This window comes from Saccharopolyspora spinosa NRRL 18395 (assembly GCF_000194155.1).
GTDB lineage: Bacteria > Actinomycetota > Actinomycetes > Mycobacteriales > Pseudonocardiaceae > Saccharopolyspora > Saccharopolyspora spinosa.
In genome coordinates, this window is the sequence record NZ_GL877878.1 from 2084362 (window position 1) to 2102929 (window position 18568).

An 18568-nucleotide genomic window follows, 5' to 3' on the forward strand; every position below is an offset into this window, starting at 1 on the left:
ACGGCTCCGCCCGGGGCGCTCCGCCGCGCCGCGGCGAGCAGCGCCGCCCGGTCGGCGTCGTCGGCTTCGCCGACCACCGCGACCTGGAGCGGGCCGTGGGCGCGAGCCTCGGCGACGCGACCCGCGAAGCGGGGAGCGCGCTGCGCGAGGAGCCCGGCACGGGCGAGCGCCCGCTCCGCCGCGGCGCGGTAGCGCGCGGTGGCGTCCGGGCCAGCGAGCGCGGCAGCGCTGAGCAGGGCCGAGGCGAGAGCCGAGGCCCCGGCGGGGCTGGCGTTGTCGGTGGGGTCGGAGGGGCGGCGGACGAGGGATTCGGCGTCGGCCGCGGTGTCGTAGAACATGCCCGGGTGGTCGGCGTCGGCGAACTGCTCCAGGGCCGTGTCCAGCAGCGAGCACGCCGCTTCGAGCCAGCGCGGCTCGCCGGTCGCCTGGTGCAGCGCGAGGAGCCCGTCGGCGAAGCAGCCGTAGTCGTCCAGCACCCCAGCGGCCGTTCCGACCGCGCCGTTGCGGGATGTGCGCCGCAACCGGCCGTCGATCAGGTGCCGCTCCAGCAGCAGCTCCGCTGCCTTCGCCGCCGCGTCGATCCAGCGCGGTTCGTCGAGCACCTCGGCCGCCTCGGCCAGCGCGGTGATCGCCATGCCGTTCCAGGCGGTGACGACCTTGTCGTCCTTGTCCGGCTGCGGGCGCTGGTCGCGGGCTTCGCGAAGCCTCTCGCGCACTCGCCGCCAACGGGCCGGGTCGTCGGGGTCGTGCTTGAGCTGCAGCGTCGACGCGCCGTTCTCGAAGGTGCCCGCCTCGGTGACCTCGAACAGCTGCACCGCCCATTCTCCGTCGACCGGGCCGAGGACCTCCCGCAGCTGGTCCGGCGTCCACACGTAGGTCAGCCCTTCGGCCCCTTCGGTGTCGGCGTCCAGCGAAGCCGCGAAGCCGCCTTCCGGCGTCCGCAGGTCGTGCAGCAGGAACTCGGCCGTCGCGCGGGCCACCCGCTCGCCGAGCGAGTTGCCGAGCCGGGCGAGGTGCACGTACGTCCGGAGCAGCAAGGCGTTGTCGTACAACATCTTCTCGAAGTGGGGCACCACCCACGCGGCGTCGACGCTGTAGCGCGCGAAGCCACCCGCCAGCTGGTCGTAGATGCCGCCGCGGGCCATCGCCGAGCAGGTGGCTTCGGCGAGTTCCAGCGCGGAGTGACCGTCCTCCGGCATGCCGACCCGCTCGTGGTGGCGCAGCAGGAACTCCAGCACCATCGACGGCGGGAACTTCGGCGCACCGCCGAATCCGCCGTGGACCGCGTCGAATTCCGCGTGCAGCCGGGAAACCGCACCGGCCAGCACATCTTCGTCCAAAATGGACTCCGGGAGCGGGGCGCGCTGCGCGGCCAGCTGCTCCACCACCCGCGTGGCGGCCTTCCGAACCTCCTCGCCGCGACCGCTCCACGCCTGCGCCACGGCGTGCAGCAGTTGACCGAACGACGGCATGCCGGACATCGGCTGCGGCGGGTAGTAGGTGCCGCAGTGGAAGGGTTCGCCGTCGGGGGTGAGGAAGCAGGTCATCGGCCAGCCGCCCTGCCCGGTCATCGCCTGGGTGGCTTCCATGTAGACGGAGTCGATGTCCGGCCGCTCCTCGCGGTCCACCTTGACGTTCACGAAGTTCTCGTTCATCACCCGCGCGATTTCCGGGTCCTCGAACGATTCGTGCACCATCACGTGGCACCAGTGGCAGGCCGCGTAGCCGACGGACAGCAGCACCGGCACGTCCCGCCGCCGCGCCTCGGCGAACACCTCGGGCGACCAGGGCCACCAGTCGACCGGGTTGTCGGCGTGCTGGAGCAGGTAGGGACTGGTCGCGTTCGCAAGCCGGTTCGCCATGCGCCCAGCCTCCCACTTCGACCGACCCGGCGCACACAGCCCCGGTGGACCATACGAGACCGATCTGTTCTCACAAAACGTGTTACAAATAGCCTCATCTCTGCTAATAATTACGATTGCTCCGGCGCTCGCAGGCCGGCTCGGCCAGCCGGCCGCCGGTGGCTCGCCACCAGCCTGACCTCGGGAGCTTGCGAATGACGTCGAAGACCATGCACGCCTCCGTGCCGCGCGGCGCCCGGGACATCGCGCTGGAAGAACGCCCCCTGCCCGAACCAGACCCGCACGAGGTGCTGGTCAAAGTCACCCGACCGCAGGAGTAGCTGGCGATGGGCAACGTGCGGTCGTCGGATGCGGTGGTCGAGCAGCGCAGGCGGAACGTCCTGCAGCACGTCATCGAGCACGGCGGGGCCCGCATCGACGAACTCGCGGAACGCTTCGAGGTCAGCCTCATGACGATGCACCGCGATCTCGACGAGCTCGCCGAACGCCAGCTGCTGCGCAAGCTGCGCGGCCGCGTCGAGTCGTATCCGTCGCTCACGGTGGAAACCGCGACCCGCTTCCGCGTCGGGCTGCGCGTCGCAGAGAAGGAAGCGCTGGCCACGGCCGCGGCAGCGGAGGTCCGGCCAGGCATGACGGTGCTCATCGACGACTCCAGCACGGTTTTCCCACTGGCCAAAGGGATTTCGGCGGTCGACCGGCTGACCGTGGTGACCAACTCGGTCGCCGCCGCGCAGATCCTCGCCGGCGCCGGGCGCGAGGTGGTGCTGCTGGGCGGCCGCTACCGCGGCGAATTCGACTCGTGCACCGGCCCGGACGTGCTGCGCGCGCTAGCCCGGCTGCACGCCGACGTGTCCTTCACATCCGCGACCGCCATCGCCGACGGCCAGCTGTTCCACCCGATCCAGGACTACGCGGCCATCAAGGACGCCGTCGTCGAATCCGCGGCGCGAAACGTGCTGCTGGTCAACCACTCCAAGTTCGGCAAGACCGCGACCTTCGCCTACCACGACGTCCGCTCCTACGACCTGGTCGTCACCGACGACGCCACTCCCGAGCAAGAACTGGCCGCGATCCGCGACGCAGGCACCGAGGTGCGGGTCGCGCCGCTGCCCGAAACCAAACACCTAGCCGAGGAAAGCAACCAATGAATTCCACTGTGGACAGCATCGGAGCGGCGCGATGACCCTGGTCGCCGGAATCGACTCCTCCACCCAGTCCACCAAGGTCGTGATCTGCGACGACACGACCGGAACCGTGCTGCGGGAGGGCCGCGCACCGCACCCGGACGGCACGGTCGCCGACCCGGAGAGCTGGTGGCAGGCGCTGACCAACGCCACCGAAGGCCTCCTCGACGACGTCGCCGCCATCGGCGTCGCCGCCCAGCAGCACGGCATGGTGGCGCTGGACGAGCAGGGCGCGCCGGTCCACCCCGCCCTGCTGTGGAACGACAACCGGTCCGCGCAGGCCGCGATCGACCTGACCCGGGAGCTCGGCGGGCCGCAGGCGTGCGCCGAGGCGATCGGCACCGTGCCGGTCGCCAGCCTCACCGCCAGCAAGCTGAGGTGGCTGGCCGAGCACGAGCCGCACCTGGCCGACCGGGTGACCGACGTGCTGCTGCCGCACGACTGGTTGATCTGGCGGCTGACCGGCGAATTCGTCACGGACCGCGGTGACGCGTCCGGCACCGGCTACTGGTCACCGCGGGAAGGCCGGTACCGGCAGGACGTGCTGGCCACCGCCTTCGGCGGCCGGACGCCCCGCACACCCCGGGTGCTCGCCCCGGCCGAAGCAGCCGGGCGCACCCGGGACGGCAAGCTCGTTTCGGCCGGCACGGGCGACAACATGGGCGCCGCACTGGGCTTGGACGTCCGGCCCGGCGACGTCGTGGTGTCGCTGGGTACGAGCGGCACCGTGTTCGCCTCGGTCGACAAGCCGAGCGCGGACCCGACCGGCCAGATCGCCGGATTCGCCGATGCGACGGGCAGATTCCTGCCGCTGGTGTGCACGCTCAACGCGGCCCGGGTGCTCACCGCGACGGCGGCGATGCTCGGCGTCGAGATGGCCGAGTTCGACCGGGTGGCCTGCGGGGCCGAGCCCGGTGCCGGCGGGCTCGCGCTGCTGCCGTACCTCGACGGCGAGCGGACCCCGATCCTGCCGGACGCCAGCGGCACCCTCCTGGGACTCCGGCGCGACAACATGACACCCGAGAACCTCGCGCGGGCCGCCGTCGAGGGGATGCTGTGCGGACTCGCCGCCGGCGTCGATGCGCTGCGCGCGGACGGCGTCGAGGTGGCCCGGGTGCTGCTCATCGGCGGCGCAGCCCAATCGCGGGCGGTACAGGTCGCGGCGCCGCTGATCTTCGGGGTGCCGGTGACGGTGCCCGCGCCCGCGGAGTACGTCGCCCGGGGAGCCGCCCGGCAGGCGGCGTGGGCGCTGGCGGGAACGGCGCAGCCGCCGGAATGGGCGCTGCCGGGAGCGGCGGAGCTCGAAGTCGTCGATTCCGAGGCGGGCGCCCGGATCCGCGAACTCCACCACAGGGCGTTTACCCAGGTACACGGCGAAACCGCCTGAGCCGGTCAGGGCGCGTGAGTGCACTTGGGCACCACGGCACCCTGGGGGTTCTGGGCTTCGTCGGGCCATTTCGTCGTCGCGAGCAGGAGTTCAGCACGCGGCAACGAGAACTGGTCGCCGAACCCACCGAGGTGTGGGGCGAACCCGCGAACCCGACGAGAACGGTGTGGCTGCCAGGTGGGACTTCGGTGACGGGGTTCTGGCGATCGGAGTGAGACCGTCCGCGAGCTCTTCGCAGCGATCTCACCCGCGTTCGACATCGGAGAGACGTGCGGCTGCGATGCCGATCTTCTTGGCGGCAGCAGCGCCGCTGAGCCCGCCTTCTTCTCGGTGATCGGCGCTTTCGCAATCGTGGTAGGAGTTCTCGCGGTGATACCGATACGCGGCGGGCGCGGTGATGGTGTGGCAGCTCAGCGAGGCCCTGGAAGCCAAACGCACCGCCCGGCTCGCGAGTCCCCGTATCCCCGCAGTTTCAATTGAAACCGCGGACAGTCCCAAGAATCCCACAGTTTCAATTGAAACCGAGAACAATCCCCCAAGGTTCCCACAGTTTCAATTGAAACTGTGGACGGTCCCGAGAATCCCGCAGTTTCAATTGAAACTGTGGACGAACCTGCGCTCGGAGGCGAGATCCGGTGGCCGGAGGAGGAGATCCGGTGGCCGGAGGAACCGGTGGCAGAGTGCGTGGGCCGCTACGCACGCCTTCCACGACTCAGCGCGCCCCGGCGACGTGGTGCTGCTCCCGCCGAGAGGTGAGAGGCGCCGCCTGCGCGTCGCGAAGGCCTGAACCGGAAAAAGGCCTGACCCGGACAGCAGTCGGGGCATCCGGCACTCCGGATGAGCCCGATTCGGCTTCGCCCCCGCTAGGGGGCTTCTTCCTTGTCCGGTTTCGCCTCGCCCTGCTCGGCTTCCGGCTCCCCGCCGCGCTTCGCGTCCGCTTGCTTCACCCTCGCCGGGGCCGCTGCCGCGGCCTTCTGCTCGTCGAAGACCACCGGGACCTTCTTCAGGTGCTTGGTCATCGAGCGGACCAGGAGCACCACCGCGATGGCGAAGACGATCAGCAGCACCAGGCCGACCGGGGAGGACTTGCCGAAGTCCTCACCCTGGCCACCCGGGTCGTTCGGTGGAGCGGGGGCCTGCGCCAGCACGTGGGCGACAGTCTCCCAGGCAGTCATGCGCACACCTTCTCCTGCACGCCGGAGAACAGGTCGTCCTCCGGCAACGTGGTGTCGACCAGCGAGCGCACCAGCTCGTAGTCCTCAGTCGGCCACAGCTCGCGCTGAATGTCGAGCGGGACCGCGAACCAGCGGCTGTCCGGGTCGATCTGGGTCGCGTGGGCTCGCAGCGCGTCGTCGCGCTGCTCGAAGTACTCCCCGCACTCGACCCGCGTGGTGACCCGCTCGTCCGGGTCCGGTCGGGTCGAGTCCCACTTCTCCAGCCACTCGCCGTACGGCGACTCCAGGCCGTTGGCCAGCAGCGATTCGTGGAACAGCTGCATGCGCTTGCGGGAGAAGCCGTGCGAGTAGTACAGCTTCAGCGGCTGCCACGGCTCGCCCACGTCCTGGTGCAGGTCCGGGTCGCCGGCCGCGTCGAAGGCCGCCACCGAGATCTCGTGGCACCGGATGTGGTCCGGGTGCGGGTAGCCGCCGTTCTCGTCGTAGGTGATAACCACGTGCGGGCGGAACTCCCGCATCGCCTTCACCAGCTCGCGGGTCGAGACCTCCATCGGCACGGTGGCGAAGACGCCCTCCGGTAGCGGCGGCATCGGGTCGCCCTCCGGCAGCCCGGAGTCGACGAAGCCCAGCCACTGGTGCTGCACCCCGAGGATCTCGGCCGCTGCGGCCATCTCCGCGCGGCGGACCTCCGTCAGGTTCTCGACGACCTCGGGCCGGTCCATCGCCGGGTTGAGGATGCTGCCCGCCTCACCGCCCGTGCAGGTGACCACGATCACCTCGTGACCTTCGGCCACGTAGCGCGCGGTCGTCGCGGCTCCCTTGCTGGACTCGTCGTCCGGGTGCGCGTGCACCGTCATCAGCCGCAACTTGTCCGCCATCGCCCGGTAGTCCTCCCGCTTTGCAGCATCTCTCGTGAACGCGGCCCCGCTGACAGGCCGCCGGACACCCCAGGGATACTTAACGTGGATGTCGGGTCCCATTGTTCCCGGTGGGTCCGACGTTCCCTGCGCCAGCCCCCGCATGACCCGTCCGCGGGCGGTGGCGAAGCCCGCAGCCGAAAGGCCTCCCAGCCCGGTGATGAACCAGCAGATCCCGCAGGACCGGTACGGTTCGCGTGCCCGCACGCGGACGCGCCCGGGCCTCCGCTGGGCGCTGATAGCGGTCGTGCTGGCCGCCCTGGTGGGCGTGGCGATCGTGGGCTACCGCAACCTCGGCAACCCGCCGATCGAGGGCAAGCAGGTCGCGTTCGAGATCCTCGACGACCACTCGGTGCAGATCGTCCTCGAAGTCCAGCGCGACGAGCCGCAGCGGCCCGCCGACTGCGTGGTGCGCGCCCGCGCCGACTCCGGTGAGGAAGTCGGCCGCAAAGAGGTCCTGATCCAACCTGCGGACGGCATCACCAGGCAGGAGACTGTCTTGCGGACCTCCGCCCGGGCGACCATCGGGGAGGTGTACGGCTGCACTTACAACGTTCCTGAATATTTGTCCACCCACCTACGGCCAACTGGGTGAACACCGGCGTACCGCGCCGGGTGCTGGGAAAATCCCGCCCCGGGTCGTGGCGCTTCGTGCTATTGTCGACTTCAGCACGGTCCCGCGCGGGCCGTGTTTTTCCGTTACTTGGCTATCGCCGAGAAATAAAGCGGGGAAATGCAATTCGCCCGTGGGGAAACGCGGGCCGCAGTCGACGAGGAGTGGTGACCGTGAGCGAGACCCAGGTGACCTGGCTGACCCAGGATGCTTACGACCGGCTCAAGGGAGAGCTGGACGAGCTCGTGGCCAACCGCCCGGCGATCGCCGCGAAGATCAACGAGGCCCGCGAGGAAGGCGACCTGCGGGAGAACGGCGGCTACCACGCCGCACGCGAGGAGCAGGGCCAGATCGAGGCCCGCATCCGCCAGCTTCAGGAGCTGCTGCGCACCGCCAAGGTCGGCGACGTGCCCACGGAGTCGGGCGTCGCCCGCCCAGGCTCGGTGCTGACCGTCCGCTACGACGGCGAGGACGAGACCGAGAAGTTCCTGCTGGCCACCCGCGAGGAAGGCGCGCACGGCGACCTGGAGGTCTACTCGCCGAGCTCCCCGCTGGGCAAGGCACTGCTGGACGCCAAGGAAGGCGATAGCCGGGAGTACGAGCTGCCCAACGGCGGCACGATGACGGTGACCCTGGTCAAGGCCGAGCCCTTCTCCGGCTGAGCCGATCTGTTCTTCCCGCGGGCGTCCCCGGCAACGGGGACGCCCGCTGTTGTCTGCGCCAGATCAGGACTCCGGGCGTGCGCCATCGGCCGCTAGCCGTTCCAGCAGCGGGCGCACCCTCGGAGCCACCGGCGTGGACAGGGCGATCGACGTCGACGTGCGCCGCACCCCGGACACCCCGACGATCTCGTCGATGACCCGTTGCAGGTCGGCGTTGGAGCGGGCGACCATCCGCACGAACAGGTCTCCCTGCCCGGTCGTCGCGTGCACCTCGCACACCTCGTCGATCGACGCCAGCTGCTCCGCCACCAGGCGCCGGTGTCCCTGCGCGATCTCCAGCACTGCGAAGGCGGTCAGGCCGTAACCCATTGCCGCCAGGTCCACCTCCGGCGGGAAGCCCAGCAGGACGCCGCGCTGCACCAGCCGATCCATCCGCGCCTGCACGGTGCCGCGCGCGACGCCGAGCCGGCGCGAGCACTCCAGCACCCCGAGCCGGGGCTCGTCGGAGAGCAACAGCAGCAACCGGGCGTCCAACGCGTCGAGCCCCTCAGCATTGGGAGCCATGTCATATCCCTTGTTCAGGCTGACCAATAAAGCCAGCGATTTGGATCAAATACTTATCATTTTGTGCAGCGAAATCAAATACTGTTGCTCAGGATGACCTGCCCGGCGCACGCTGACCCCGTCACTGCTTCGGCGAAACAGGGGAGGACATCGTGACCGGTACCGTCAACCACAGCAGCCAGACAGGGCAGCTCGATGACGTCACGTTCGACCAGATGCAGCGCCTCGTCGGCCTCGTCGAACACGACGACTCGAAGGACCCGTTCCCGGTCCGGGCGCTCGACGCAGTGGTGTTCGTCGTCGGCAACGCCACCCAGAGCGCGCTGTTCTACCAGGTCGCGTTCGGCATGGAGCTGATCGCGTATTCCGGTCCCGAGCACGGCAACCGGGACTACAAGGCCTTCGTGCTGAAGTCCGGGTCGGGCCGGTTCGTGCTGAAGGGTGCGGTGGGCCCGGACAGCCCGCTCGCCGACCACCACCGCCGGCACGGCGACGGTGTGGTCGACCTCGCCCTCGAGGTGCTCGACGTCGACAAGTGCGTCGAGCACGCCCGCGCGCAGGGCGCCACGGTGCTCGAGGAACCGCACGACGTCTCCGACGAGCACGGCACGATCCGGACGGCGGCGATCGCCACCTACGGCGAGACCCGGCACACGCTGCTGGACCGCAGCCGCTACACCGGCCCCTACCTGCCCGGATACGTCGCGCAGCAGGGCAGCTACGTCAAGCCGGCCAACGCCCCCAAGCGGCTGTTCCAGGCCGTGGACCACTGCGTGGGCAATGTCGAACTCGGTCAGATGGACCGCTGGGTCGAGTTCTACAACCGCGTCATGGGCTTCGTGAACATGGCCGAGTTCGTCGGCGACGACATCGCCACCGACTACTCGGCGCTGATGAGCAAGGTGGTGGCCAACGGCAACCACCGGGTCAAGTTCCCGCTCAACGAGCCGGCCGTCGGCAAGCGGAAGTCTCAGATCGACGAGTACCTGGAGTTCTACCGGGGCTCGGGCTGCCAGCACATCGCGCTGGCCACCGGCGACATCTTCAAGACCGTCACCGCGATGCGGGCCGCCGGCGTCGAGTTCCTGAGCACGCCGGACGCCTACTACGACGACCCGGCGCTGCGGGCCCGGATCGGCGAGGTGCGGGTGCCCATCGAGACGCTGAAGGAGCACGGCATCCTGGTCGACCGCGACGAGGACGGCTACCTGCTGCAGATCTTCACCAAGCCGATCGGCGACCGGCCGACCGTGTTCTACGAGCTGATCGAGCGGCACGGTTCGCTGGGCTTCGGCAAGGGCAACTTCAAGGCGCTTTTCGAGGCGATCGAACGCGAGCAGGAGCGCCGCGGAAACCTTTAAACGTCCACGGTCCGCCGCAGGTTCTCAGCGGCCTTCTCGTGAGAACAGCCCGGACGCGTCGGGCATGCGTGTGTCCGGGCTCCCACAGCCGAGAAGGCCGCTGACGTTCCGCTACAAGAAGAGGCTGGAAAGCTCAATGGGATCAGCCTTCGGACACGAGGGTGAAGCCCGCGGCTTCGAGTTCGTCGATGACATCCTGGCGATGCTCGGGGCCGCGGGTTTCCAACGAGATCTCGACGTCGACCTCGCCAAGCGCGAGCGCACCGGAGATCCGGGAGTGCTCGATGTCGAGGACGTTCGCGGAGAGCTCGCCCAGCTTCGCCAGCAGGCCCGCCAGCGAGCCGGGCCGGTCCGGCAGCCGCACCCGCAGCGAGAGGTAGCGGCCTGCCGAGCTCATGCCATGCCGGATCAGCTGAAGCAGCAGCAACGGGTCGATGTTGCCGCCGGAGAGCACCGCAACGGTCGGCGATGTGACCTGCTCGGGATGCTCCAGCAGCGCCGCGACGGCGGCTCCCCCGGCCGGTTCGACCACGAGCTTCGCGCGCTCCAGGCACAGCAGCAGGGCCCGCGACAGGGCCTCCTCGCTGACCGTCAGCACGCCGTCGACCAACTCAGCCACGTGCGCGAACGGCACCGGACCCGGCTCGCCGACAGCGATCCCGTCGGCCATCGTCTGGGTTTCGGCCAGCCGCACCGGTTTGCCCGCCGCCAGCGAAGCCGGCCACGCCGCGGCCTGCTCGGCTTGCACCGCGAGCACCTTCACGTGCGGGTGTTCGGCCTTGACAGCCGCGGCGATGCCCGCGACCAACCCACCGCCTCCGGTGGGCACCACGATGCTGCGAACTTCGGGGAGCTGGGCCAGGATCTCCAATCCGACAGTGCCCTGACCTGCGACTATGTCGGGATGGTCGTAAGGGTGGATGAACTCCGCCCCGGTCTGCCGCGCGTACTCGCGTGCGGCCGCGAGCGTTTCCTCCAGCTCAGCGCCGTGCAACCTGACGTCGGCGCCGTAGGACTTGGTGGCCGCTAGCTTGGGCAGCGGCACCAGCTCCGGCATGAACACCGTGGCGTGGATGCCGAGCAGCGACGCGGCCAGTGCCACACCCTGCGCGTGGTTCCCGGCGCTTGCGGCGACCACCCCGGTGGCACGGAGCGCCTCGTCCAGCGCGAGCAGCCGCACGTAGGCGCCGCGGAGCTTGAACGAGCCGGTGCGCTGGAGGTTCTCGCACTTGAAGAAGACTTCGCCGCCGCAGTACTCGCCGAGCACCCGGGAATGCTCGACGGGGGTGCGCCGCGCGATCCCGGCGAGCTGCTCGTCGGCGGCCCGGATTCGGTCCAGATCGACCAGCGGCATGGGCCAATCGTGCCACCGCGCAACGCGGGCCACCTGCGGCACTTTCGGTACCCTCGAACGAGCGGCCGGTCACCCGGACCGCACTGCGAGGAAGGCTTGGCAGCCGACGAGGGCTGTGCGGGGCAAGCTGTCGCGGAGGGGGGCAATGCGCGGTCATCGAGCACTCGTGAACACCGGCCCCGGTGTCGTGCATGCCGCTCGTCCGACGTTGGTGCCGGGGTCGAACATAGGAGGAAGCATGACGCGGCTGACCCCTATGAACAGCGCGTTCCCGCTGGTCACCGGCCTTGTCACGGCGGCCGCCCTGTCCGGCGTCGCGGTGTTCGCGGTCCTGCAATCCGGATGCGACGAGCCGGGTTCCTACCGTTCGCAAGACGGCGTGGTGGAGCTGATCGGCGGTTGCCTGAAGCCCGACGACCTCCCGGTCAATCCCCGGTACCCGACCGACACCCGCCCGCTCGGCAGCAGCGACCCGTCCCTCGAGCGCTGATCCCCGGGCCGCGAAACCCCGGTGTGCTCGACGTTCGCCCGAAGCTACGTCCCGGAACGCGGAGAGCGGCGATTTCCGCGAAATCGCCGCCCTCCACACGTGCCTGGTGCCCATTTCGCCCGAAATCGACCAGCCCGCCGGGTCAGCCGAGGGCGGTGAGGAGGTCCTCGACCAGGTCGTCGGCTTCTTCGATGCCGACCGACAGCCGCACCAGGTCGGACGGGACCTGCAGCATCGAGCCCTCGGTGCTGGCGTGCGTCATCCGGCCCGGGTGCTCGATCAGCGACTCCACCCCGCCCAGCGATTCGGCCAGCGTGAACAGCCGGGTGCGCGAGCAGACCTCCAGCGCCGCCTCCTCGCCGTCGGCGTGGAGGAAGGAGACCATCCCGCCGAAGTGGCGCATCTGCTTCGCCGCCACCTCGTGGCCGGGGTGCTCCGGCAGGCCCGGGTAGAGCACCTTCGCGACCTTCGGGTGGTCGACCAGCGCGGCGACGATGCGCTCGGCGTTGGCGCTGTGCCGCTCCATCCGCACGGCGAGGGTCTTGACGCCGCGCAGCGTCAGGAACGCGTCGAACGGCCCAGGCACCGCGCCCGCCCCGTTCTGCAAGAACGCGACCTGCTCGGCGAGCTCGTCGTCGGAGGTGACCACAGCGCCACCCACCACGTCGGAATGCCCGCCCAGGTACTTGGTGGTCGAGTGCACCACGACGTTCGCGCCGAGCTCCAACGGCTGTTGCAGGTACGGCGAGGCGAAGGTGTTGTCCACCACCAGCTTCGTGCCCGCATCGCGGGAGACCTGCGCCAGGGCGGCGATGTCGCCGACGTTGAGCAGCGGGTTGGTGGGCGTCTCGACCCAGATCACCTTGGTGTTCGGGCGGATCGCCGCCCGAACGGCGTCCACATCGGACACCGGGGCGGGGGTGTACTCGATGCCCCAGCCGCTGAGCACCTTGTCCACCAGGCGGAACGTGCCGCCATAGGCGTCGTCCGGGATGACCAGGTGGTCCCCGGGCCGCAAGGTGGCGCGCAGCACCGCGTCGGTGGCCGCCATGCCCGAGGCGAACGCACGCCCGTGCCGGCCGCCTTCCAGCGCGGCCAGGCATTCCTCCAGCGCGGTGCGGGTGGGGTTGCCGGTGCGGGAGTACTCGTAGCCGCCGCGCATGCCACCGACCCCGTCCTGGGCGTAGGTCGACGTGGCATGGATCGGCACGATCACCGAACCGGTCGTAGGGTCTGCCTCCTGGCCCGCGTGGATGGCGCGGGTGGCAAAGCCGTCACTCATGTGGAGCAGCGTACGACCCGGCCTTCGCAACGGCGCATCCGGCAGCCGAACTCCCGGCCGCAACGGCCTGCTTGGGCGAGCGCGCCTCGACAACAGGATTGGCGCCGCCGCATCAACAGCCAGCTTCCGTACCGCAAAAATAGAGCAATTTACATTCATCTACGCGACGGAGAGAAACTGGTTCGCCAGGAGCGGATTTCCGCAATTGTCGCAATAAGTCACCATTTTGGGACCGCCCCCCCCTAGCGTCAGCGCCGTAATCAAACGTAAGCCCGGGAGTCAATCTGAGATAAAACAGAAGAAGGCGATAACTGCTCCCCTGAAGAGTTTCTCACCCGCAACGCTCGCAAGCATGACGCTGATCGCACCGGCAAATCCCGCAGCGGAACCGCAGCGGGTGACGACCTACTTTGATGCTGTGCGGCAATTTGGAGACGACAACTTTTTCTGATCAGAGGAATTGAAGAAGCGTGGCCCCGGACAGAAGTCCGGGGCCACGCTCGTCGACTCAATCATCAGCGATTTACCACTGCGGGGGCTGCGGCGGCTGCTGCCCGCCGACGGGCGGGAAACCACCGGGCTGCTGGCCCGGCTGGCCGAACTGCTGCGGCGGCGCCTGCTGACCGAACTGCTGCGGCTGGCCGAACGGCTGCGGCTGGGCCGGCTGCTGCGGCTGACCGAACTGCTGCGGCTGGGCTGGCTGGCCAAAGCCGCCCTGCGGCGGCTGGCCGTAACCACCGGCGACCGGCGCTGGCGCACCAGCCTTCACCTTCATCCCTTGCGTGGTGGACGGCAGCCACCACAACACCAGAATCGCGGCACCGATCAAAAATGTGACGATCCCGGAGAGGACGGCACCCTGCACGATGTTGACGATGGCGCCAATGACGGCCAGGCCGGACATCACCGTGACCAGGATCCGTCCCCACTGCTTGCCCTTGCCGCCGAACAAGGCACCGGTGATCCACAGGCCACCCATGACCAGAACCAACAGGATGATGATGATCCCGTATACCGGAACGAACGCCAGTGCGGCAATGCCGCCGATAAGACCGAAGATCACGGAAAGCGCAGCGAGACCGATCGTGACCCACTGCGCCACCGGCAGCGTGCCAAGACTTCCCTGGCCCGACTGGGCGGGCTGGCCGTAGGCGGCCTGGGGCGCCGGGGCGCCGAAGCCGGCCTGTGCCTGCGGCGCCGGGAAGCCGCCGCTCGGCGGGCCCGACTGCGGCGGCTGCGCCGGGAAACCGCCGGGCTGGCTCTGGGTGCCCGGCTGCTGGTACATGGGCTGCGGGGGCTGCATCGACGGCGGCACCATCGCGGTCGCCTCCGCACCGCCGCCCTGACCGGCCAGGCCTGGCTGCTGGTACATGGGCTGCGGCGGCTGCATCGACGGCGGCACGACCTGCGTTGAGTCGGACGGCGGCTGCTGGCCCTGCGCCTGCACAGGTCGGACGACCTGGGTCGCGTCGCTGCCAGCCTGGTTGGGGTCCTGCGGGTCCATCCGGTTCGAAATGGGGTCCGAACCCTGCTGACCGCCGTCCGGCGGCTGCGGAGAGCTCATCGGGTGTCCTACTCCTCGAGGCGTAAAGCAAAAATCCTGGGCATGCGATGACACACGCTAGCTGATCGACCAGCAGCGTAGTGCCGTTCTGTAACAAGTCGTCATCGGCCAGCGATGAAACCGAGCACATCTTGTCGGGTCACCACGCCCGCGGGCTTCCCGTCGATCAGCACCATTGCCCCGTCGGCCCCGGCCAGCGCGGCCATCGCGGCGCTGATCTCCTCGCCCGCACCGATGGTCGGCAGCGGCGGCGACATGTGCAGTTCGACCCGGTCCGCGAGGTTCGCGCGGCCGGCGAACAGCGCGTCGAGCAGGTCCCGCTCGTTGACCGCGCCGACCACCTCGGCGGCCATGATCGGCGGCTCCGCGCTTACCACCGGCATCTGCGAGACGCCGAACTCGCGCAGGATCGCGACCGCCTCGGCGACGGTCTCGTTCGGGTGAACGTGCACCAGGTCTGGGATGGTGCCGTCCTTGCGGCGCAGCACGTCGCCGACCGACCCGCCGCCGTGGTCCGGGGACAGGAAGCCGTAGGAGGCCATCCAGGAGTCGTTGAAGACCTTCGTCAGGTAACCGCGGCCGCCGTCGGGCAGCAGCACGACGATCACGTCGTCCGGGCCGGTCTTCTCGGCGATCTTCAGGGCCGCCGCGACCGCCATTCCGCAGGAACCGCCGACCAGCAGCGCCTCCTCGCGGGCCAGGCGGCGGGTCATCTCGAAGGAGTCGGCGTCGGAGACCGCCACGATCTCGTCGCAGATGTCCCGGTCGTAGGTGGTCGGCCAGAAGTCCTCGCCGACGCCTTCCACCAGGTAGGGCCGCCCGTTGCCGCCGGAGTAGACCGAGCCCTCCGGGTCGGCGCCGATGACCTGCACCCGGCCGTCGGAGACCTTCTTGAGGTAGTCGCCGGTGCCGGAGATGGTGCCACCGGTGCCGATGCCGGCCACGAAGTGCGTCACCTTACCGCCGGTCTGCTCCCAGATCTCCGGGCCGGTGGAGTGCACGTGCGATTCCGGGTTGGCCGGGTTCGCGTACTGGTTCGGCTTCCAGGCGCCCTCGATCTCCTGGACCAAGCGGTCGGAGACGTTGTAGTAGGAGTCCGGGTGCTCCGGCGGCACTGCCGTCGGGCACACCACGACCTCCGCGCCGTAGGCCTTGAGGACGTTGCGCTTGTCCTCGCTGACCTTGTCCGGGCAGACGAACACGCAGCGGTAGCCCTTGCGCTGGGCGACCATCGCCAGCCCCACCCCGGTGTTGCCGGAGGTCGGCTCGACGATGGTGCCGCCCGGGCGCAGTTCGCCGGACGCCTCCGCGGCCTCGATCATGCGCAGCGCGATGCGGTCCTTCACGCTACCGCCGGGGTTCAGGTACTCGACCTTGGCAAGCACCGGGGTCTGCCCGGTGGCCACCGCGTTAAGCCGCACCAGCGGTGTGTTGCCCACCAGTTCGGTGACGTGCTCGACGTAGTCCACGTCCGGTCCTCGATCCTTCGTAACTGCTGCTCGCCGTGTGTGACGTCGAGCCTAATCGGCTGGTCACCGGCTAACTCAAGGGACCTGGAACGCGACACATGGTCAGGGAACGATTTCGGTCCGCGCCGCGTATTGCCTAGTGACGGGGTGTGTTCGCCGCGCGGATCCGGCGCGAAATGGGTGAATAATCCCCATCCCCGTTGGTGCGGCCGCGACCCGGCCGCGGTACTGGTGAGGGAGGGCCGAATGATCGCGGCGAAGGCGTTCCGGCTCGCACTGCTGGCGGCGGGCACCGCCGGCGGACTTTCCGGCGCTGCGTACGGGTTGCTCAACGAGCAGTCCCGGTACGCGCGGCGGGTGATCGGCCCACCGGCCAACGATCCGCTGCGCGCCGACGGCATCCACCTGCCCAGCGGCGTCGGCCCGGTGCCGCGCCAAGAGCTGCCCGCAGACGTCGAACCGCTGGAGCTCGCCGTGCTGGGCGACTCCGCCGCGGCGGGCCTCGGCGTCGACTTCCCGGCCGAGCTGCCCGGGGTGCGCCTGGCTCGCGGCCTCGCCGAGGAGCTCGACAGGCCGGTCGCGCTGATCACTCGCGCGATCATCGGCACCACCTCGCAGGAGTTGGCAGCGCAGGTGGACGCCGCGCTGATCCGCCCGCCGGAGCTGGCGCTGATCATCATCGGGGCCAACGACGTCACCTCGAAGCTGCCGGTGTCGGCCTGCGCGGAACTGCTCGGCGACGCGGTGCGGCGGCTGGTCGACGCGGGTGTCGCGGTGGTCGTCGGCACCTGCCCGGACCTGGGCGCCATCCGGCCGATCCCGCAGCCGCTGCGCTCCGTCGCGCGGCACTGGAGCCTCGCACTCGGTCGCGCGCAGCGGCGCGTGGTGGAGGCGTCCGGCGGGCGCGCGGTACCGCTGGCGGACCTGCTGTCGCCGGAGTTCCTGGCACGGCCGGGCGAGTTCTTCAGCCCGGACCGGTTCCACCCGTCGGCGGCGGGCTACGAGGCGGCGACGACGATCCTGCTCCCGGCGATGTGCGCGGCCCTCGGCGAGTGGGAGGGGGGCCCACTGCCACCCGCTCCCACCAGGTCGAAGGCGGCTGAGGCACGCCGTCCGACCAGCCGGATCGTGGCCCGGCTCAACCGGCGGCTGCACCTCCGCGCGGACTCCTGATCCCACCCCAAGCGACGTACTGACCGGTCGGTTTGCCTCTTGCCCGGTGACTGCCATCACCGCCAAGATGGGGGCGCCGGTCTTAAAGTGACCGTTCGGTAGGTCATGTCGCCTGAGAGGCGCTGACGAGCGCGGCGTCCCGCCCGCCAGCGACCGCGGACAAAGGAGTTCCCATGCCCGAAGCAGTGATCGTCGCCACCGCGCGATCCCCCATCGGCCGAGCCGGCAAGGGGTCGCTGAAGGACCTCCGGCCCGACGACCTCACCGCGCAGATCATCCGCGCCGCGCTGGACAAGGTGCCCGAGCTGGACCCGGCCGACATCGACGACCTGATGCTGGGCTGCGGGCTGCCCGGCGGCGAGCAGGGCTACAACATGGCGCGCGTGGTGGCCGTGCTGCTCGGCTACGACCAGCTGCCCGGCACCACCGTCACCCGCTACTGCTCGTCGAGCCTGCAGACCACGCGGATGGCCCTGCACGCGATCAAGGCCGGCGAGGGTGACGTGTTCATCAGCGCCGGGGTCGAGATGGTGTCCCGGTTCGCAAAGGGCAACTCCGACTCGCTCGAGGACACGAAGAACCCCCTGTTCGCCGACGCGCAGGCGCGCACCCAGCAGACCGCCGAGCAGGGCGCGGACTCCTGGACCGACCCGCGGACCTTCGACAAGATTCCCGACTCCTACATCCCGATGGGGCAGACGGCCGAGAACCTCGCCCGGCTCAAGGGAGTCAGCCGCGACGAGATGGACGATTTCGGCGTCCGCTCGCAGAACCTGGCCGAGAAGGCGATCGCCAACGGCTTCTGGAGCCGCGAGATCATCCCGGTCACCACCCCCGACGGCAAGGTCGTCGACGCCGACGACGGCCCTCGCGCGGGCGTGACCAAGGAGGGCGTCTCCGGGCTCAAGCCGGTGTTCCGCCCCGACGGCCGGATCACCGCGGGCAACTGCTGCCCGCTCAACGACGGCGCCGCCGCCCTGGTGATCATGAGCGACACCAAGGCCAAGCAGCTCGGTCTGACCCCGCTGGCGCGGGTCGTGTCAACCGGCGTTTCCGGCCTGTCGCCGGAGATCATGGGCCTCGGCCCGGTGGAGGCCTCCAAGCAGGCCCTGAAGCGGGCCGGGCTGGGCATCGACGACATCGACCTAGTGGAGATCAACGAGGCGTTCGCCGCCCAGGTGATCCCGTCCTACCAGGACCTGGGCATCCCGCTGGAGAAGCTGAACGTCAACGGCGGCGCGATCGCGGTGGGGCACCCGTTCGGCATGACCGGCGCCCGTATCACGACGACGCTGATCAACTCGCTGCAGTGGCACGACAAGCAGTTCGGCCTGGAAACCATGTGCGTCGGCGGGGGCCAAGGCATGGCAATGGTCCTGGAACGCCTCAGCTGATTCAAACGATGACGCGATGAGCGAAGAGCACCTTTGACCAACACACCGCACTCGGTCAAAGGTGTCCTTCACTCCGAAAAGATCCCATAAAACGACAAGAAACGGGCCCCTCCGTCC

19 protein-coding genes are annotated in these 18568 nt (G+C 69.5%); 10 read left to right on the forward strand and 9 right to left on the reverse strand.

Annotation, left to right across the window (positions count from 1 at the left end; genetic code table 11):
* Positions 1-1862 (reverse strand): thioredoxin domain-containing protein (locus tag SSPN_RS43335; protein ID WP_010694301.1); only part of this gene is annotated, 1862 nt, incomplete at its 3' end.
* 194 nt (positions 1863-2056) lie between these two features.
* On the opposite strand from SSPN_RS43335, the gene SSPN_RS61545 reads away from it, so the two are divergent.
* From SSPN_RS61545 to SSPN_RS54500, 4 genes are read left to right on the forward strand one after another with little or no spacing between them, the layout of a single operon-like run.
* A complete protein-coding gene (locus SSPN_RS61545; protein WP_010694302.1) occupies positions 2057-2182 on the forward strand; it encodes a hypothetical protein in 126 nt (41 codons plus the stop codon).
* 6 nt (positions 2183-2188) lie between these two features.
* Entirely contained in the window at positions 2189-3010 is an 822-nt protein-coding gene (locus SSPN_RS0110525; RefSeq protein WP_010694303.1) for a DeoR/GlpR family DNA-binding transcription regulator, read from the forward strand.
* A 31-nt stretch (positions 3011-3041) separates the two neighbouring features.
* On the forward strand, positions 3042-4433 hold the full coding sequence (gene xylB / locus SSPN_RS0110530) for a xylulokinase (protein ID WP_010694304.1): 1392 nt from the start codon (positions 3042-3044) through the stop codon (positions 4431-4433).
* 14 nt (positions 4434-4447) lie between these two features.
* Entirely contained in the window at positions 4448-4648 is a 201-nt protein-coding gene (locus SSPN_RS54500) for a hypothetical protein (protein ID WP_143539478.1), read from the forward strand.
* Positions 4649-4676: 28 nt separating this feature from the next.
* Here the strand turns inward: SSPN_RS54500 and SSPN_RS54505 are convergent, their stop codons facing one another.
* From SSPN_RS54505 to mca, 3 genes are all read right to left on the reverse strand, one after another.
* Positions 4677-4871 (reverse strand): hypothetical protein, encoded by a 195-nt coding sequence (locus SSPN_RS54505; protein ID WP_029535193.1) that lies wholly within the window; start codon positions 4869-4871, stop codon positions 4677-4679.
* A 425-nt stretch (positions 4872-5296) separates the two neighbouring features.
* A complete protein-coding gene (locus SSPN_RS0110540) occupies positions 5297-5608 on the reverse strand; it encodes a hypothetical protein (protein WP_010694305.1) in 312 nt (103 codons plus the stop codon).
* Positions 5605-6486: a mycothiol conjugate amidase Mca gene (mca, locus tag SSPN_RS0110545; protein WP_010694306.1), complete on the reverse strand. Its 882-nt coding sequence runs from the start codon at positions 6484-6486 to the stop codon at positions 5605-5607. The genes SSPN_RS0110540 and mca overlap by 4 nt, the downstream gene beginning before the upstream one ends.
* 142 nt (positions 6487-6628) lie before the next feature.
* Here mca and SSPN_RS0110550 point away from each other — a divergent pair, with 142 nt between their 5' ends.
* The gene (locus SSPN_RS0110550) at positions 6629-7120 is read left to right on the forward strand and encodes a DUF4307 domain-containing protein (protein WP_237710508.1); all 492 of its coding nucleotides are present in this window, start codon (positions 6629-6631) and stop codon (positions 7118-7120) included.
* 191 nt (positions 7121-7311) lie between these two features.
* On the forward strand, positions 7312-7800 hold the full coding sequence (greA, locus tag SSPN_RS0110555) for a transcription elongation factor GreA (RefSeq protein WP_010694308.1): 489 nt from the start codon (positions 7312-7314) through the stop codon (positions 7798-7800).
* 63 nt (positions 7801-7863) lie between these two features.
* On the opposite strand, the gene SSPN_RS0110560 is transcribed toward greA, so the two are convergent.
* Positions 7864-8364 (reverse strand): Lrp/AsnC family transcriptional regulator, encoded by a 501-nt coding sequence (locus tag SSPN_RS0110560; protein WP_010694309.1) that lies wholly within the window; start codon positions 8362-8364, stop codon positions 7864-7866.
* Positions 8365-8579: 215 nt separating this feature from the next.
* Between SSPN_RS0110560 and hppD the strand changes: the two genes are divergently transcribed.
* Positions 8580-9725, forward strand: coding sequence for a 4-hydroxyphenylpyruvate dioxygenase (hppD, locus tag SSPN_RS0110565; RefSeq protein ID WP_044573768.1), 1146 nt, complete (start codon positions 8580-8582; stop codon positions 9723-9725).
* Between the two features lie 142 nt (positions 9726-9867).
* Here the strand turns inward: hppD and ilvA are convergent, their stop codons facing one another.
* A complete protein-coding gene (gene ilvA / locus SSPN_RS0110570; RefSeq protein ID WP_010694324.1) occupies positions 9868-11079 on the reverse strand; it encodes a threonine ammonia-lyase in 1212 nt (403 codons plus the stop codon).
* 238 nt (positions 11080-11317) lie between these two features.
* Here ilvA and SSPN_RS0110575 point away from each other — a divergent pair, with 238 nt between their 5' ends.
* Positions 11318-11569: a hypothetical protein gene (locus tag SSPN_RS0110575; protein ID WP_029535195.1), complete on the forward strand. Its 252-nt coding sequence runs from the start codon at positions 11318-11320 to the stop codon at positions 11567-11569.
* Positions 11570-11711: 142 nt separating this feature from the next.
* Here the strand turns inward: SSPN_RS0110575 and SSPN_RS0110580 are convergent, their stop codons facing one another.
* The 3 genes from SSPN_RS0110580 to SSPN_RS0110590 form a co-directional block, all read right to left on the reverse strand.
* The gene (locus SSPN_RS0110580) at positions 11712-12851 is read right to left on the reverse strand and encodes a cystathionine gamma-synthase (RefSeq protein WP_010694328.1); all 1140 of its coding nucleotides are present in this window, start codon (positions 12849-12851) and stop codon (positions 11712-11714) included.
* A gap of 523 nt (positions 12852-13374) precedes the next feature.
* Entirely contained in the window at positions 13375-14415 is a 1041-nt protein-coding gene (locus SSPN_RS0110585; protein ID WP_010694330.1) for a DUF1129 domain-containing protein, read from the reverse strand.
* A gap of 101 nt (positions 14416-14516) precedes the next feature.
* The gene (locus SSPN_RS0110590; RefSeq protein WP_010694332.1) at positions 14517-15884 is read right to left on the reverse strand and encodes a cystathionine beta-synthase; all 1368 of its coding nucleotides are present in this window, start codon (positions 15882-15884) and stop codon (positions 14517-14519) included.
* Between the two features lie 246 nt (positions 15885-16130).
* Here SSPN_RS0110590 and SSPN_RS0110595 point away from each other — a divergent pair, with 246 nt between their 5' ends.
* Positions 16131-17057 (forward strand): SGNH/GDSL hydrolase family protein, encoded by a 927-nt coding sequence (locus tag SSPN_RS0110595; RefSeq protein WP_010694334.1) that lies wholly within the window; start codon positions 16131-16133, stop codon positions 17055-17057.
* A 173-nt stretch (positions 17058-17230) separates the two neighbouring features.
* Complete coding sequence (locus tag SSPN_RS0110600; protein WP_010694336.1) at positions 17231-18451, forward strand: acetyl-CoA C-acetyltransferase; 1221 nt, start codon at positions 17231-17233, stop codon at positions 18449-18451.
* Positions 18452-18568 lie beyond the last annotated feature (117 nt).